The following is a 17105-nucleotide window of genomic DNA, read 5'->3' as shown; positions in this document are numbered from 1 at the left end:
TTTGACAACCGTTCTCGGCACCGACGTGTCGATCCGATTGCCACCCGAATCAGCGGACTTGGTTTTCATTTGTGACACCTACCATCACTTCGAAAGCCCACAGCAATCACTCGCCTCAATCTACCGTGCCCTCAAACCCGGCGGCCGTCTCGTGCTGATCGACTTTGAACGTATCCCCGGCGTGTCACGTGAATTCCTGCTTGGCCATGTTCGTGCCGGCAAAGAAGTGTTCCAAAGCGAAATCGTTGCTGCTGGATTCAAATTCATCGACGAAATCGACGTCGAAGCGTTCGAGGAAAACTACCTGCTCCGATTCGAGAAACCAAAATCACCGTAGCGGAAGTTGTCAAGACTTTTGCCGCGTATCTGAAATTCGAAACTCTTACGAGTTCCGCCACTTCGAGAGCCAACGATGGACGTTGAAATCCTCAGCCGGTTGCAGTTTGCCGGTACCATCATGTTTCATTACCTGTTCCCGCCGCTTTCGATCGGTTTGGGACTGCAACTGTTCCTTTGCGAGCTGATGTACTTTCGGACGCGGAACCTCGCTTGGGAAGCGGCGGCAAGATTTTGGACGCGGGTGTTCGCCGTCAACTTCGCGATGGGCGTCGCGACGGGGATCGTGATGGAATTTGAGTTTGGCACGAATTGGGCCGTCTATTCGCGGTTCGTTGGTGACGTGTTCGGCTCGGCACTGGCGGCTGAAGGGATCTTCGCATTCTTTCTTGAGAGCGGGTTCCTTGCCGTGCTGGTGTTCGGTTGGGACCGAGTCGGCCCCAAGATGCACCTGTTTAGTACCGCGATGGTCTTTCTCGGTTCGATGTTCAGCGCGGTCTGGATCGTTGTCGCTAACAGTTGGCAGCAAACTCCGGCCGGGTACCACATCGTTTACCACGACGTGCAAGGCGAGATGATGCCACGGGCGGAGATCACCGACTTCTGGGGCATGGTCTTTAATCCATCCTCGGTCGACAGGCTGACTCACACGCTGATTGGTGCGATGGTGCTGGGTGCGTTCTTCGTCGCGTCGGTTTGTTCGTACTACTTGCTGAAATCCAAGCATGAAGAGGTTGCCAAGCGGTGTTTGCAACTCGCACTACCATCCGCATTGCTGTTCAGCTTTGCCGCCGCGATCACGGGGCATCATTCAGCACAGCAATTGGTTGAAACACAGCCCGCGAAATTGGCCGCGATGGAAGCCCACTTTGAAACGACGAAAGAGCCGACGGGATTGTGGCTGTTTGGTTGGCCGGATGCAGAAGACGAAGAGGTGAAATTTGGCGTGCAGTTGCCTTACCTGTTGTCGTTGATGGTTTACAACGATCCCACCATTCCGGTGCCAGCAATGGACCAAATTCCCGAAGAGGAGCGGCCGCCGGTTTGGTTGCCGTTCCAAACGTTTCACTTGATGGTCGGACTTGGAACCCTCATGATTGTCGTCTCGGCGGCGGGTTGTTGGTTCTGGTTCCGTGGGACTTTGCTTGAACATCGAAAATTGATGTGGGCGATCGTCCTGATGCCGCTGGCGGCGATGACGGCCAACCAAGCTGGTTGGATCACCGCGGAGGTCGGCCGCCAACCGTGGATCGTTTATCCGTCCACCCAAGACGGCGTCGAGATGATAGGACTGAAGACGGCTGACGGGTTGAGCGAATCGGTCACGGCCGAGCAAGTGCTTAGCAGTATCATTCTGTTCGGTGTGATCTATAGTCTTTTGTTTGCCGTTTGGGTCTTTGTCCTAAACAACAAAATTCAACACGGTCCGGAGAGTCCCGAGGAACTGGTCGAGTACAAAGCCAAGATTGGCAAGGGCGACATGTCTGAACTGATCGAACACCAAGGCACCTCACGTGGCCGCGGCATGATGGACGAGGGGGTGCTGTAATGTTGTTGGCAAACATCTTTGATTGGTTCAACCATGAATTACTCAGCTACGACACGCTGACGTACATTTGGTTCTTGCTGCTCGGTGTTCTGATCACCGGCTACGCGATCCTGGACGGCTTCGATCTGGGCGTCGGAATGTTGCATCCGTTCATCGCAAAAACGGACACTGAACGACGGTTGGTGATGAACTCGATCGGTCCGCTTTGGGACGGCAACGAAGTCTGGTTGGTGACGTTTGGTGGTGCTTTGTTTGCCGCGTTCCCGAATGCCTACGCGACTGTGTTCAGCAGTTTCTACACCGCGTTCTTCCTGTTGCTGACGTGCTTGATCGGCCGAGCGGTCAGTTTGGAGTTTCGATCGAAGGTCCAAAGTCCGGCGTGGCGACGAGTGTGGGACATTGGCTTTTTCTTGTCATCGCTGACTGCCGCGTTATTGTTAGGCGTCGCGGCGGGCAACATCATGGCCGGCATGGAATTGGGGCCAAGGTTCTACTACGAGGGCAACTTGCTGTCGCAGGTCTACTGGTATCCGATGCTCGTCGGCGGTATGACGGCTTCGTTGTTCGCGTTGCACGGAGCGATCTACTTGTACTTGAAGACCGAAGATGAATTGCAAGCCCGCGTGAAGGGCGTGATCCTTCCGTTGTTCTTTGTCTTCTGCGGTATCTACACTTTGGTGTCCGTTGCCACCTGGTTTCATGTTCCCCACGCGACCGACAACCTGTACGCCTATCCAATTCTTTGGGGCGTTCCGATCCTGAACTTCTTCGCCGTGTTGAACATCCCGCGAGCAATGCATCTTGGTCGTCCCGGCTACGCGTTCTTCACGTCGACGATGGTAATCGCGGCGCTAGCGTGTCTGTTCAGCGTGGCGATCTTCCCCAACCTGATGCTGTCGAATCTCGCCGATGAAAACAGCATCACGGTCTTCAACGGACGCAGCAGTCATCAAACGTTGTGGACCATGCTTGTAATCGCAGTCGTCGGAATCCCTTGTGTGCTGAGCTATACGGTTGTCATCTATTGGATCTTTCGCGGCAAAGTCAAACTTGATCCAAATAGCTATTGATTCTTACCTGTTCAGATTTTCCTTGATGGAGATCTGCAACGCGCTGCATCAGATGAGGCTTCATTGTTTCAAGGACAGTCATCGCCAAAGCAATCTCGGTTCGTGGAACTAGCGACTGTTTTCGCGGGTGATTCTGGCGAACCTTCGTATTAGCGACGCTAAATGGACTTTGGGTCGAAATCGGCTAGGTTTGGCGATTTGGTTTTCACGCCATTCGCTGGAACTTCGATTTTGGCACTCCAGACGATTCCGTTGAGGATCAGGCGGCGTAGGTCTTCGTCACGCCAGTTTTTGTAGTAGTGCGGCATCACGACGCCGAATCCGCGGCCGGTGTCCTCTCTTTCGATGCCCCACGCAACTGTTTCTCGCTTGGGAGCTTCCGGTGGCAACATCGATGTCGCCAGAATGGTTGCTTTCGCGGCAACTTGGTTTCCCTCTGCACCGAAGTAGTTGTTGAAGTAGGGCTCGTCGCGAAGGGTGAATTCTTTCCAGCCTCGCGTGACCGGATGGTCGGTCTCCACGGGAGTGATGGTTGCTTTGGGGAAGACTCTGGCGAACGATTCGTGGTGCGGGCAAGAACGGTTGGCGAAGTAACCACCCATCCATTTCAACAGCGGGTGGTCGCCGTCAGGCGTGACGTCATCGCCCAGCAAGCCCGTCGCATAATGAATGCATGCGATGCCCACACCTCGCTGCATCATTTCATCCAGGTCGGCAAGGTTCTGCTGCGGGTTGGGGAGGCGGTTGGGCGGGAACAGATCGCCGATGAAAACAACCGTTGATGCGGCGTCGCGAAGAGATCTTTCGGGCCAGCCTTCGACCACGTCCGCCTGGATTCCCGACAGATTCTCGATCTGTTCGAGGGCGTGTTTCATCAGCCGACCACCGGCAGCGACCTCGTGAGTACCCGGCGGATGGCTGCTGGGGCCGACGACGATCAGGACTCGAGTGGAACCATCAGCCGACTCATCAGACCATCCATGAGTTGGTGATACCGCAGCACCAGCGGCCACGAGTCCGGAAGTCGTCTTGATGAATTTTCTTCGTGATGCATGTGTTGATTCGCTTGCCGGACGGTTGGTTTGGTTCGTCATTTCGAAGGTTGCTCCAAGTGATGCGATCTGAGTCGACGCTTCAAGTTCTTTGATGGAAAGTGATCGAGCATGGCGATGTTCACCTGTGTGCGCTCCCGACGGCCTCGTTCACATGATTGAAGCCATCCTGTTTGAGTAACTCCGCCAAACCGGTGCAAATGCGTTTCACGACACTGGGGCCTTCGTAGATCATGGAGGTGTAGACCTGAACCAGCGAAGCACCGAGACGGATTTTGTCGTACGCGTCTTGCGGGGTGAAGACACCTCCGGCACCGATGACAATGTATCGATCGTGATCCATCCGGCGGTACAATTCTGAAATGCAATCGTTGATCAATGCAGCGATGGGACGGCCCGCCACAGCACCAGGCTTGTCGATCAGATGTTCCGGTGCGACCGAAAGCGGTGGCTTTTGGGAGGGCAGGTTGAAACAGAAGCCACGCACAAAGTCGAAGCGTTCGCACTGCGTGAGCAAGCGATCCAGATGACCGGGATCCTTGTTGGGTGCTATCTTGAGAAAGACGGGAGATTGGATCTGCAGTGGAGCCAAACGTTCCAGCAAACGTTCGACATTGCCAGGCTCGGCAAAGAAGCTCTTGCCGCCTTGGGCGTTGGGACAACTGAGATTGAACATCAGGTAGTCCGCGTGAGGATGAAGTCGTCGCGTGCTGAATTCGTAGTCGCTCAGAATCTGCTCGTCGCTGCACGCTGGGGCGTTGGCACCGTCGTTGGTTTTGACAATGTTGGCACCAAGCGGAAGGCGGCCGCGATGCGATTCCAGGCGTTTGGCAACGATTTCGGCGCCATCGTTGGGCAGTCCGTAGTTCACGACGACGGCGCTGTCTTGAGGTAGCCGAAACAGGCGTGGCTTTGGGTTGCCGCTGGACCTTCTGGCCGACACGGAACCGATCTCAACCAACCCGAATCCCAAGGCGTCCAGCATTCGCAATGCGCGTCCGTTCTTGTCCCACCCGGCCGCGAGTCCGATTGGATTGTCGAATCGGAGCCCAGCCACTTCGGTCTTCAAGATTGGATCATGAGACTCCAGGCAACGCCGTGCAACCTTGGTAACCCCGGGCAACACGCCCATCCATCGGCACCCTTCCACTGCCAAGTGATGGGCTGTTTCCGCATCGAGTGAAAAGAGCAGCGGACGGACGAGCGTTTGGTAGGGATTCAATGCTGTCGTCTCGGAACAAGGAGTGCTGGTGATTTTTTCAGGCAGGTTTCTGGTACATTGCGCATGAGGACACACACGCGGCTGTTCTCGGTGCGACTAGGCTGGATCAGGGATGATTTTTCCGGTTCGGTCATCGACTCGGTGCAGTTGGGTGATGTCTCCCATCGCTCCGTCGCTGGTTTTCAATGAGACCAACCAGTAGGGATCGTCGGGCACGTTGGCGGATACCATCGCGTGCAGGATCTCCGCATCATGTACACCGTTCTCGCTGTAGAGCTTCGCGTAGAACTCCTTTTCCCGGCGGATCCTTTCGCGGTCAAAGAGTACCGCCGAACACTTGGTGCCGGGCGGAATGTTGCCCAGGTGATCGATCACGATCATGATCGCGGCTTTTTGATCCATCTCTCGTTTCGTCAACTCTGGCTCCTCAGTGAGTTTTGAAGGTGCGTCTTTGCAGTCGGTTTTGTTGGTCAACGGCCAACATCAACCCACACGTGTTGAATTGAATTTGGCCGTTGGCCAAAATGGGAGCGTGTTCTCCTGGTCCAGGGGCGTTGCCCGCTGGCTATGTTGAGAAAGGCCGTTGGCCATTTGTCGAAGAATCGCAAATCCAAAACGCGTGAGCGAGGAAAACATGCAGTTGACTTGTTTCTCGCTCACGCGTCGGGTTACCAACGACTGATCGTTCCATGGGCTTTGTCCAAAGTGACGTTGAAGAACGCCGTTGGCCAACGAGAAGAGTCACACATCTTCCAAATTAGAGTCGTGGTTTGGGCGGTTGGACCGCCGGTTGCCAAGGGGCGATGCCGTCGAGCTTGGTCTCTCTTGAGAACACTTTGCTGCTGCAGGTAACGTACAGCGTGGACATGTTCTCACCGGCCAGAACGCAGTTGGAAAGCTTGCCTGACAAACTGGGGCGCGAAAGGATCAGGTGGACTCGGCCGGGCGGGTCGATGATTTGAATGCCCAACTTGGTGGCGACCAAGAGTGATCCATCCTTTGTCATCGTGACTCCGTCGGCCCCGCCGATCATGTCGTCTTGCGGCGTGTGGACGTAACTGTAGGGCTGGCCGTACAAGAGTTTTCCCGTCGCGGCGTCGATTTTGTAGGACCACACGTAACGGCCTTCTGCGTCGACGACCATCAGAAACCGTCGGTCGGGTGTGACGATCAATCCGTTAGGTTTCTTGGGTCCTTTGCCGGCTTGAATTGGCTTGCCGTCACCTCGGGGATTGCCGTCGGCATCGATCGGCAAGTACCAGACGGCTTGTTCGGTGGGACCGGTGAAGTAGATGCCATGTTCCAGCACAACCAAGTCGTTGCAGGAAACGCCCGAGCACAGATCAGTGCGTCGGCCATCGGGATCGATCCGTGTCACGGTCAGGGCTTTGTTTCGTGCGCAGTAGAGACGGCCGGCCGCGTCGTACATCAAGGCGCTAACGCCTGGCAGGTCGTCAACAAACTTGGTCGCCTTGTTCGTGCCGGCAGCGATCTTCCAGATTTCGCCTCTTGGCCCATCGATGAAGGACACGTCGCCGCTGGGCGCGACGGCGGGGCCTTCGGTGTACTTGTGGCCTTCGCTGACCAGTTTCCACGATTCGCCCTCGATCAAGCGGTCTCTGATTTCAGGATGTTCTGAAACGTTGGTTTCGATGGGACGATCGAAATCTTTCCACAGCCATTTCATTGCATCGGGAAAGATCGCTGCGCCGTGTTTGCCGTTGTGGCCGCCTTCACCCCAGACGTTTTTGACTTGATAGCCGGCCCACTGCAGTGAGGCCAACATCGTTTGATTCGCGTGCCACCAACTGCCGCCGTAGATGTTCAAGTCATTGCTGCCGTCTTGCAGGAAGACTCGCAGCGGTTTGGGTTCGTGTTTGCGAACCAGGGTCGGGTATTCGTTTCCGCCTCGCAGCCCAACGTAGGTGCCAACGGTGCTGAAGACTCGGCGGAACTGATCGCTACGGTGCCAGGCCACGCCAAACGCGGCGATTGCGCCACTGCTGCTGCCACCGATGGCTCGCAGGTTGGGATCGTCTGTGATCGCATAGGATTTGCGGACCTCGGGGATCAACTCATCGATCAGGAACGAAGCGTAGCGATCGCTCACGGTGTCGTATTCAAAGCTGCGATTGAAACGATCCTGAGCCCCTTCGCCACCGGGAACGACACCGGGGTTCACGCAGACGGCAATCGTGACCGGCATTTCGCCGCGATGGATCAGGTTGTCGAAGACATGGTGCAATCGATACTCGCCTTTTTCGCGGACGTACTTGGCACCGTCCTGCATGACCATCAATGCGGCCGGGGAGGACTCGTCGTATTGGGCGGGCACGTAAACGAAGTAGTCGCGTTCGGTACCTGGATAAATCTTGCTGTCGGTGAATCGATGGGCCGTCACCACTCCTCGGGGAACGCCTTCCTTCGCCACTGTGTCGGGGTGCACGGGATAGCTCTCTTGAGCAAACGTCACCATCGCGGGCAGCAGGAACAAGACGAACGAGATTCGTGCACTGGCCACAGCGAGGAATAGGGTGAAGGATCTGGTTCGTCGTGAACGAGCGCAGTGGTGAGTCGCAAATGTCATATCAAACCGCTGACGTGAGGGAGGGGGTTTCGGGGAGAGATGGAGGGGGCCATCAAGATAGTCGAGGCGAGATCGTTTTGCTTTGGGAGCGAAAATCGATAGGCATCAAGCCGTTGACGATCTCGAGAATTCAAGGTCGCGATTGGTGCAAATTGGGATGGCACGTGACGTAGCACTGTGAGCGTCTTCTAGACGGAACGTCGATTCAACGAAACGGCAGGACGGGTAACTCGGCAATCGACGCTGCAAAGCAACCAACCTGCCGCGAAAGGTCAGCGCAGTTCCTGGATAGCATTTCGGACATCATGTTGGCCGAGGGTACGTTGGATTGTCAGTACACACGTTTCCGAAGTGGATCATCGATGATCCTGTTTGACCCCGCGAGTATTGCATTGGTTGCGGGAGCGTGGTTTGGTCTGAAGCGATTCACAGCCCAGAGAGTTGCCGGTTGAAATCGAACTGCAGGTCGGGATGGACTTTTTCGATCGCCTTGTCGATTTTCTTGAGCTGCGTCGCGTACATGTTTTGGCTGACGCGGCAACCGCCGAAGCTGATTCGTTTTTCCTTGATCCGCTGGCAGAAGTGAATCCGGACTTGCAGCTCGGTTTCTTTGTCGCCGGAGAACCGCAGTGACTTGTCCATCCAGCGGACAATTTTGCGAAGCGTCTTTTTGTGGATTTTGCCGGAGACGCAGAGGTGCTCGTCGATCTCGTCGCACAATTCATCCGCGTACGCTGGTTCATCGTCCGCTTTCATCAGCAAGTACGTCAGCAGTTCTTTGCTCTCGACTTTGAACTTGGCCATTCGGACACAAACGTCGAGCAACTCATCCTCATCCAGCTTGGCGAGTTCTTTTTTCAACTGGCTGATCGTGGCGGCTTTCATATCGTCTCAAAGAGTGAGCTGAAGATCCCAAATCAAAAGGGGCGGTCGCGATATCTTAGCGGCCTGACGGCGGGTGGGAATTCCCACTCACCGGTGGCGTTCTCCTGGTGCGAATGCTCCAAAAAGCAGAAGATAGAAATCGCTGCGATGACTATTCTGTAGCCAACTGTTTTTGGGCAGCGATGCTTTGCCTGGCCTCCAAGGGAAAACGATTTGTGAATCGAATCACCATTTTCGGAATGCTGCTGTTGTTCGGCATTGGATCCACTGCGAGGGCACAGGATGACCGAGCCGTCTTGCAGGCCTTGATGTTCGAGTCGCCGGAGAAGCTTGCTGCGGCGGCTGTGTCCGGTGGCGATGCCGCACGTGGAGCGGTGGTGTTCTTCACCCCCACGATGTCGTGTGCCAATTGTCATGCTGTCAATGATTCGGCGGAGAAGTCGCAAGCCAACGTGGGGCCGAATCTCGCCTCGCCAAATCAAGACCTGTCGAATGCCGGCGTCGTCGATGCGATTCTTCATCCGTCAAAGAGTATCTCAAAGGGTTTTGAGACGGTTCAAGTTTTGACCGTCGATGGAAAAGTGCTGACCGGTGTTCTCGTGGCTCAGTCCGATGAGTCGGTCCAATTGCGTGACCCATCGACTGGCAAAACCATCGAAGTCAGTGCGGATGACATTGAGGACGTCGCGACGAGCGAATTGTCAGTCATGCCCGAAGGTGTCGCGGGCCAAATCGGCAGCCGCCAAGCGTTTTTGGACTTGGTGCGGTACCTGATTGAAATTCGCGATGGTGGTGCGGCGCGGGCAAGCGAATTGCAACCGAAGGTCATGCCGACGGCCGAGCCATTGCCGGAATACGAATCGCACATCGACCACGCTGGCATTCTCGCTTCGCTGGATCAACAAGCGATGAAGCGTGGGGAAGCGATCTACAACCGGACTTGCGTGAATTGTCACGGCACGGTTGATGCCCCAGGTTCATTGCCGACGTCGTTGCGATTTGCGTCCGGCAAATTCAAGAACGGATTTGATCCTCACAGCATGTACCAAACCATCACCAAAGGGTTTGGTTTGATGCTGCCGCAACGAAACTTGGTGCCGCAGCAGAAGTACGACGTGATTCACTACATCCGTCATGCCTACTTGAAGGAGCACAACCCAACTCAGTTTGCTCGGGTGGATGAAGACTACCTGGCGAGTTTGCCCAAGGGTGATACGCGCGGTCCGGAACCATCGCTCATTGAGGCCTGGCGGGAAATGGACTACGGCCCCAACTTGATGGCGACGGTTGAGATCGGCAACGACGCGAAAAACTTTGCTTACAAAGGGCACGCCATTCGTCTTGACCAAGGTCGGGGCGGGATCACGCGAGGAGAGCATCGCGTCGTTTATGAGCACGACACAATGCGAGTGGCGGTTGCTTGGTTGGGCGATGAGTTCATCGATTACAACGGCATCAACTTCAACGGTGTCCATCGGAGACACCCGCGCATCGTCGGCGAGGTGGTGTTTGAAAACGCAAACGGTCCTGGATGGGCGAACCCTGAAAATGATTCCTTTGACGAGGTCCGTGAACCGGGACGAGACGGTCGATTCTATGGCCCGTTGCCGAGTGACTGGATCGACTACCAAGGGACCTACGTCAACGGGATGGAAACGATCCTGCACTACCGCGTTGGCGGAATCGATGTTCACGAGCGGCCGACGCTGGAACAACTGGGCGAGAACGCCATTTTCCAACGGTCGCTTTCCGTGGATGCCAACGAGCGTCGGTTGACGATGCGGGTGGCTGATCGTGAAGAGGGCGAAGTGTTTCTGGACGCGGACCACACAAAGGCGGTTTGGTCGAGCTCCGAGGATGGTTCTGAGGCGTTGGTATTCGCCGTCGCGGGGGATGTCAGCCAACTGGAATGGCAATTCGCCGACGATCAAATTCGACTGGCATTGATGCCAAACGCGAATGCAAGAGACTTCACCGTTCATGCCTTTCGGTGCGACAGCAAAGCAGACGCAGAGCAAACGATTGGCGAACTCATCGAAGGAATCGATCCCGCTGCTCGCTCGGCAAAAGAATGGGCGACGTCCACGAGCGAGAATGCGAAACGCTGGCCCGAAATCGTCACCACGAAGATCACAACCGCGGACGATGGCGGACCGTTCGCGGTCGATACGATTCAGTACCCGGTGAACAATCCATGGTTCTGCCGGATGCGATTGACCGGTGTCGACTTCTTGGACGATGGTGAATCCGCCGTCCTGAGTGACTGGGACGGGAACGTTTGGAAGGTCACCGGATTGCATCAACCGGAGGTGACCTGGCAGCGGATCGCATCGGGTTTGTTTCAACCGCTCGGAATCAAAATTCGCGATGGTGAGATCTTCGTGACTTGTCGCGACCAGCTTTGCCGCTTGCATGATTTCAACGGCGACGGTGAAACGGACTACTACGAGAGTTTCAACCACGATCACTACGTCACCGACCACTTCCATGAATTCGCGATGGGATTGCAATGCGATGACGATGGCAACTTTTACTATGCCAAGTCAGCTTGCCACGCGTTGCCCGCGATCGTTCCTCATCATGGAACGTTGTTGAAGGTTTCTGCGGACGGATCGTCGACCGAGATTCTCGCGAATGGTTTTCGTGCCGCCAACGGCGTTTGCCGCAATGACGATGGGACGTTCTTTGTCACGGACCAAGAAGGGCATTGGAATCCAAAGAATCGAATCAACTGGGTTCGTCCGGGCCGGTTCTATGGCAACATGCTGGGGTATCACGACGTGACCGATCCAAGCGACTCCGCGATGGAGCCGCCGATGTGCTGGATCACCAATTCGTTCGACCGTTCGCCGGCGGAGTTGCTGTGGGTGACCAGTGACAAGTGGGGGCCGCTGAAAGGTTCTCTGCTGAACATGTCCTACGGCTACGGCAAACTGTATGTTGCCCCGCATGAGATCATTGGCGATCAGATGCAGGGTGGGATGTGTGAATTGCCGCTGCCTCAATTCCCGACCGGGATCATGCGTGGACGATTCCATCCCGACGATGGTGACTTGTACGTGACCGGCATGTACTCGTGGGCGGGAACCCAACAAGCCGACGGTGGTTTTTACCGGGTTCGCTACACCGGCAAACCGATCCACGTGCCGTTGAGTCTGAACTGTCGTGGAACGACCGTGCGAATCGGATTGAGCGACGAGGTCGATCCTGAGTCGGTTTTGCCAGAAAGCTTTTTGATCAGCCGTTGGAACATCAAGCGATCGAAGAACTACGGTTCCAAGCACTTTGATACGCAAACCATCGAGGTCGCGTCGGCCCATTGGGATGCTGAGCAACTCGAGATCGTGCTGGAGCTTCCCGAGTTGAAGCCGACGTGGTGCATGGAGATTCAGATGGAATTGCGAGGTGCGGACGGAGAACCGATTCATCGCGTGATCCACAACACGATTCACGAACTGAATTGATCGACCGGTGCAGCAATTGGAATCGCTTTGCTCGGATCGGGCAGAGCGCGGAACCGCGTGAAACTCGTTTGATCGGTGACCGTTCGCAACGACGGCATCGTTGGCGAATCAAGGAAAGGCCTGCTGGTCGGGTTCGTTGAGTTGTACCGATTATGCGGGCGGCGGTTGGGGTCATTCCGATTTTTCGCGTTGCAAGCGAAATGTCGTCTGCTCGCATTCCGATGATTCGAACGAGTGGTAGTCCGTTTTGGCACTGCCGCTGATTGGGAGGCGTCCAGTTCGAATCGCTGATGAGTGTTGTTGCATGACGAGTAATCCCGGCCACGCCACCGCCAAATCGTCCATGTTTGCCATCAAGGGATCCGCTGGTCGCAAACCGTTGTTGCTAGGCCTTTGCTTGATCGCAATGGTCTTGGTCAGCGGGGGATTCGTCACGTCGGTCCTGTCACGCTCCGCCCGGACACCGATCTTCACGTTGACGGGTGTTTACGGTCCCGAGTGGGACGTGAACGCTTGGGTTGCTGAAGACTTGAATTGGATTCGGACGTTGGGTCAAAGCACGTATTCGGTCCAGGCCTTGCCCGGTGCTGGCGAGTTGGCGGGTGGTTTTTGGGATCAGGCCGACGACTCCATTCGGGCGGCGCTCGCTTCATGTCCGAGGGATCGCCCACTGATTTTCTATGTCAATTTGCACGGCGTTGTGAATGACGATGGGCAAGCGTGCTGGGTGCCACCCAACGGTTCGGTCGTGGATGGTTCCACTTGGTTTCCGATCAATGATTTTTTGGATCGAGTCGCCCAAATTCAGTCGCGTGACGACGTTCGGCCGATGTTGTTGCTGCTCGAATGCGGTCGGCTGCGGTCGCACTGGCCCGCGGGAATTGCCGACAACGAGTTCGATGATCGATTGACCGAGACACTGGCCCGGCACGCTCGCAATTATCCCGAGTCCAACGTCACGATCCTGTCGTCGACAGCACGTGGGCAGCGCAGTTTCTATTCCCGGCGCGGTGATGGAGACGTCTTCACCCGGTACGTTGCCGAAGGATTGGCGGGTGCCGCGGACGGCTATGGGACAACGAGCCGGGCGGATGGTTGGGTCGACACTGAGGAACTGCATCGTTTCGTCCGCCAGCAGGTTGGCGGGTGGTCGCAGCAGCATCGCGGCGTGGCCCAAACACCAACACTGCATCGAACCGCGTCGTCCAATCCGGTCACCGTCGCACGCGCCAGTCGCGGACGCTTCGGGGCCACCTATGTCAAAACGCCTCCTCCGTCCAATGGTGAAACAGATCGATTGAAAGCGGCGATTGATTCAGTCGTCGTTCTCGAGAAACACGACCCAAGTTCGGTCGACGCACACGCTTGGTCGCAGATCCAACGCACGATGCACGCGATCACTCAATCGGTTTACGGTGGAGAAGCCGCGAAGGCATCAAGTGCTCGATGGTACAGTCGGCTTGATCGACAGTTGCAGGGACTCCGCCAGGAAATCGCGAATCGGGCGAGTGAGTCGTCTCACTTTGTTGATGTCGAAATGGATCGTGAGGCGGAGCGAGTTTGGTCGACGATCGCAAAGCAACCGACTCGCGAAACCACGGCAGAATTGCTGGCCGATTTGGACGACGACAAAGTGATGCCGGTGCCGATGTTGTACGCGATTTATCAAGCGGGCGAGCATTTACGAAAGGATCCAAATGCTTCCGAATTGAGCTTTTGGAGACATCCCGATTGGATCCAACGCACGGCAAAGGCGCAAACAGAATGGTTGCACGTGGTGCGTCGTCTTCCCGATGCGATCTTTCCCGCCGTCGACCAGATCACGTTGGACGTGCAACAAAGTCGACGACGTCTGGCGGATACGATTTTGGCGTCCACGGTATCGTCAGACGTCAATTCGATCGAGCATGGACAGGATGGAGATGCACACGATTCCGTCGTGTCAGCGTTGTCGGATTTCGAGCGTGTCGTCAAGGAACGCCGAGACATTTTGGCGGGTTTGGTCGATGCATGGCAAACGCGAGATCGAGCATTTTCGGAACTGCCGTATCTGTTCCAATCGATCGATGAAGAGGCAACGACCTTCGGAACGCATGAAGAACATGACGCTCACGAGGCGAACCTGAACGACGTCATCGCGCTGGACACGCTGCTGAATGAGTTCATCGATGGCAAACAGGTTTGGTCGACGAAGACTCACGACCAGATCGTGATCGCATCCAAACGGGCAGGTCAGTTCCTGGAACACATCGGCGGTTCTTTTCAAGCAGCAACGGCGTCGATGTTGTTGACTTCCGATCCCTATCAGGCGATGCGGGTGGAGAAACAGCTTCGTGAGACGGATGAAAAGCTGGCGATGGAGCCCTTCGAGCCATTGTCTCAGTCATTGGAACATGATCACGAGCATGAGCACGAATCCGAATCGAACAAACACATCAGCAATGATTTCTTGGCGGTTTTGTTAGGCTTGGATCCGGATGAGACCAGCCCATCCGACGTGCGGCGACGTTTGCGTTCGTTGACGTCGGTTGATCACGATCACGCCTGGCGACATGTGGTTTCGATCGTGGTGGACGAAGCCTTTTCGCAGGTGATTGCGGATCATCAACGAACGTCTCGGCAGTGGCGATTGGCTTGTCGAATCGACGAGGTGCTGGGCGATTTCTGGTACGCACCGACGAGCAACGGCACGGCCTACTTTGACGCGACCGCTCAAACGTTGTTGAAGTTGGCCAAACCCGAAGACAATGAGACCCCGGATTGGAAATCGATCGAGCGTTCCGTGACGGTCAAGATGGAGGCCCGCCGGACGGCATCGACCAAGGGCTTGATCGTCCATGCGACTTCGCAGCCATCCTTCTTGGATCAACAGACCCAATCGGTTTCGGTGAAGCTTGATACGGCGGACGGCCAGGGGGATCTTCCCGAGGGAATCGCGGTGATGTCGATTCATCGCGACGGCATCAAAACGTCTGATGCTCAGCAAGCGGTGTCGATCCAAGCGACCGATGCACCGACCAACGTGGAGCTGATGTTGGCCGTCGATCAAAAGCGGGCTTCGTTGGCGGAGGTGAACTTTCGCGGCAACCGTTATCAATCCTCCGTCATGTCGTCGGGCACGGCGTTTGGCGTGACCAGTCGCGGTCAAACGGTTCAAAAAGGAGCCAAGGTCACGATTCGTGATGCGATGGATGCAGGGCGCGCGATCACGTTTGTGATGGATTGTTCGGCGTCTATGAACGATCCTCTCGGCGAAGAGATGGGGCGTTCCGCATTGGGGGCACAACGTGCAAGCAAGTTCGAAGCCGCCCGTTCAGCCGTTTACGAAATGATGCGTCGGCTGCAGCCTGGACCGTCACAGGTTGGCTTGGTTCTGTATGGTCATCGAATGGCAATTCGTGCGGGCGATCCAGCAAAGGATTCGAGCGATGGAGGTGGTCAAACAACTCTGTTGCAGAAACGCTATCACAAGCGTTTTCCTTTCCCACCGACAATCCAACCATTCGAAGATGTCGAAGTGGCGCTGCCGACCGGACGCTTTGACATCGCGGAGTTGGAGCTCGCTCGTCAGCATTTTGATGCGGCCGTTCCTTGGGGGCAAACGCCGCTCTATCTATCAATTTGGAAGGCGATGGAGGACATCAGCCGAACGGGTGACGGTGTTCGCAAAGACGTGGTGGTGATCTCTGACGGTCGCAACTACCAATTCAATCCAACCCCCGAAGCGATCTTCTCGATTGGTCAGTTGGTGACTCGGGCGAAGACACTGGGCGTCCAAGTGCATGTCATTGGGTATGGGCTGGCCAGCCACGAGGCCGCGGCCGCAGCGGTTGAGTTCGAAGCTCTCGCGAGCGGCACCGGCGGTCAATCGATCACGGATATCAAAGAAGCGACGGAGTTGCTCAAACGATTGGAAGAGTTGTCATCGTCCGAAACGTTCGAGTTGCAATTGGCGGATGGAACGAAACACGTTGGCACGTTTGGCGACACGATCACGCTGCCTGAAATTCAGTCCGTCAACACGGCCGTGACCGCGACCGTTGGCGACAAATCGACGGTCCTCGCAGTATCGCCGGGCGACCAGTTGGATTTGATCGCCAACCAGATGGAGCACCCACTGGCGACGCTGCCGTATCTCAATGGGGCTCCCCAATTCAGCGTGTTGGCAACACCCGAGGGGCATGCCACTTCGGTTCGGATGGGAGTGTACACGCCTTCGGTCCAAGGGAATCGATGTCGCTTTCAGTTGTCGATGCAACGAACCGACGCACAGGTTGCTGACCGTCCACTTTCGATGTGGGTGGAGGTTCATCCGGTGCGGCAGGGGAACTCTGGTGAGAAGCAATCGCCCGAAGTGGCTTATCGAAACGGCGCGTTTGAGTGGGTGGCAGGCAAGCCGTGTCCGGTCGCCGAATTCGATTGCTTGGGTTGGCCAAGCGATGCGGTGGGTTATCAAATCAACACGTGGTGTTCGGCTAAGTGTTTAGCAAGCGAAAGCGTTTCCATTGCTGCGGGATCACAACCGAAACAGACGAAGACGCTGGCGAACTTTCCTGGCGTGAAGGTTCATCTGAGTCGCCAAGGGGACGAGGTTTCAGTTGGGTTGGAGTATCCCACCTCGCAGGCCCCTGATCACGATTCAATGTTAATCGTTCATGTCGAAGGTGCTGGTTCGCAAGACCATTGGTACGACGATAGCGGCCGGCGAAGCTTTCATGTTTTCCGGCAAACCGACCCGACCGCAGAGGTCCAGGTCGAAATGCAATCGATCGCGGAAATGAAGCGTCAATCGGTTCGCACGATCCAGCCAGTCGACGGTTCGATGTTCCCAAGTGTTGCGACGTTGGGAGCGACGAGTCGACGGTGAACGATTGCCGTTCGACGTTGTTCGCTTGCGTTTGGTTTCGCGGGAGAGCAGTGCGTGCCGCTTCCCATACTCG

At 55.9% G+C, this 17105-nt stretch carries 10 protein-coding genes; 5 read left to right on the top strand and 5 right to left on the bottom strand.

Annotated elements, in window-relative coordinates; translation table 11 throughout:
• From RE6C_RS10365 to cydB, 3 genes are all read left to right on the top strand, one after another.
• The coding region (locus tag RE6C_RS10365) for a methyltransferase domain-containing protein (RefSeq protein ID WP_039961755.1) at positions 1-337 on the top strand (337 nt) is incomplete at its 5' end.
• A 75-nt stretch (positions 338-412) separates the two neighbouring features.
• Positions 413-1885 carry a cytochrome ubiquinol oxidase subunit I gene (locus RE6C_RS10360; protein ID WP_008656350.1) on the top strand — a complete coding sequence of 491 codons (1473 nt, stop codon included), beginning with the start codon at positions 413-415 and terminating at the stop codon, positions 1883-1885.
• On the top strand, positions 1885-2955 hold the full coding sequence (gene cydB, locus RE6C_RS10355) for a cytochrome d ubiquinol oxidase subunit II (RefSeq protein ID WP_008656349.1): 1071 nt from the start codon (positions 1885-1887) through the stop codon (positions 2953-2955). The genes RE6C_RS10360 and cydB overlap by 1 nt, the downstream gene beginning before the upstream one ends.
• A gap of 158 nt (positions 2956-3113) precedes the next feature.
• Here the strand turns inward: cydB and RE6C_RS10350 are convergent, their stop codons facing one another.
• From RE6C_RS10350 to RE6C_RS10325, 5 genes are all read right to left on the bottom strand, one after another.
• Complete coding sequence (locus tag RE6C_RS10350; RefSeq protein WP_008656348.1) at positions 3114-4049, bottom strand: ThuA domain-containing protein; 936 nt, start codon at positions 4047-4049, stop codon at positions 3114-3116.
• A gap of 79 nt (positions 4050-4128) precedes the next feature.
• The gene (locus RE6C_RS10345; RefSeq protein ID WP_008656346.1) at positions 4129-5229 is read right to left on the bottom strand and encodes a quinone-dependent dihydroorotate dehydrogenase; all 1101 of its coding nucleotides are present in this window, start codon (positions 5227-5229) and stop codon (positions 4129-4131) included.
• A 96-nt stretch (positions 5230-5325) separates the two neighbouring features.
• Positions 5326-5631 carry a hypothetical protein gene (locus RE6C_RS10340; RefSeq protein WP_052034943.1) on the bottom strand — a complete coding sequence of 102 codons (306 nt, stop codon included), beginning with the start codon at positions 5629-5631 and terminating at the stop codon, positions 5326-5328.
• Positions 5632-5986: 355 nt separating this feature from the next.
• On the bottom strand, positions 5987-7750 hold the full coding sequence (locus tag RE6C_RS10330; protein WP_008656343.1) for an SMP-30/gluconolactonase/LRE family protein: 1764 nt from the start codon (positions 7748-7750) through the stop codon (positions 5987-5989).
• Positions 7751-8242: 492 nt separating this feature from the next.
• Positions 8243-8701 (bottom strand): hypothetical protein, encoded by a 459-nt coding sequence (locus RE6C_RS10325; RefSeq protein ID WP_008656341.1) that lies wholly within the window; start codon positions 8699-8701, stop codon positions 8243-8245.
• 215 nt (positions 8702-8916) lie between these two features.
• Here RE6C_RS10325 and RE6C_RS10320 point away from each other — a divergent pair, with 215 nt between their 5' ends.
• Both RE6C_RS10320 and RE6C_RS10315 read left to right on the top strand, forming a co-directional pair.
• Entirely contained in the window at positions 8917-12165 is a 3249-nt protein-coding gene (locus RE6C_RS10320; RefSeq protein ID WP_236618092.1) for a DUF6797 domain-containing protein, read from the top strand.
• Between the two features lie 304 nt (positions 12166-12469).
• A complete protein-coding gene (locus RE6C_RS10315) occupies positions 12470-17032 on the top strand; it encodes a vWA domain-containing protein (RefSeq protein ID WP_236618091.1) in 4563 nt (1520 codons plus the stop codon).
• Positions 17033-17105: the final 73 nt, after the last annotated feature.

Source organism: Rhodopirellula europaea 6C, assembly GCF_000338295.1.
GTDB classification, from domain to species: Bacteria; Planctomycetota; Planctomycetia; order Pirellulales; family Pirellulaceae; genus Rhodopirellula; species Rhodopirellula europaea.
Note: the sequence above shows the minus strand (reverse complement) of the source record. Positions and strands in the feature narration are given on the sequence as shown.

Bases quoted from the DNA above. Each gene is read 5' to 3' on its own strand.
- RE6C_RS10360 (WP_008656350.1), top strand. From the start codon at position 413: ATGGACGTTGAAATCCTCAGCCGGTTGCAGTTTGCCGGTACCATCATG.
- RE6C_RS10315 (WP_236618091.1), top strand. From the start codon at position 12,470: ATGACGAGTAATCCCGGCCACGCCACCGCCAAATCGTCCATGTTTGCC.
- RE6C_RS10325 (WP_008656341.1), bottom strand. From the start codon at position 8,701: ATGAAAGCCGCCACGATCAGCCAGTTGAAAAAAGAACTCGCCAAGCTG.
- RE6C_RS10350 (WP_008656348.1), bottom strand. From the start codon at position 4,049: ATGACGAACCAAACCAACCGTCCGGCAAGCGAATCAACACATGCATCA.
- cydB (WP_008656349.1), top strand. From the start codon at position 1,885: ATGTTGTTGGCAAACATCTTTGATTGGTTCAACCATGAATTACTCAGC.
- RE6C_RS10340 (WP_052034943.1), bottom strand. From the start codon at position 5,631: ATGGATCAAAAAGCCGCGATCATGATCGTGATCGATCACCTGGGCAAC.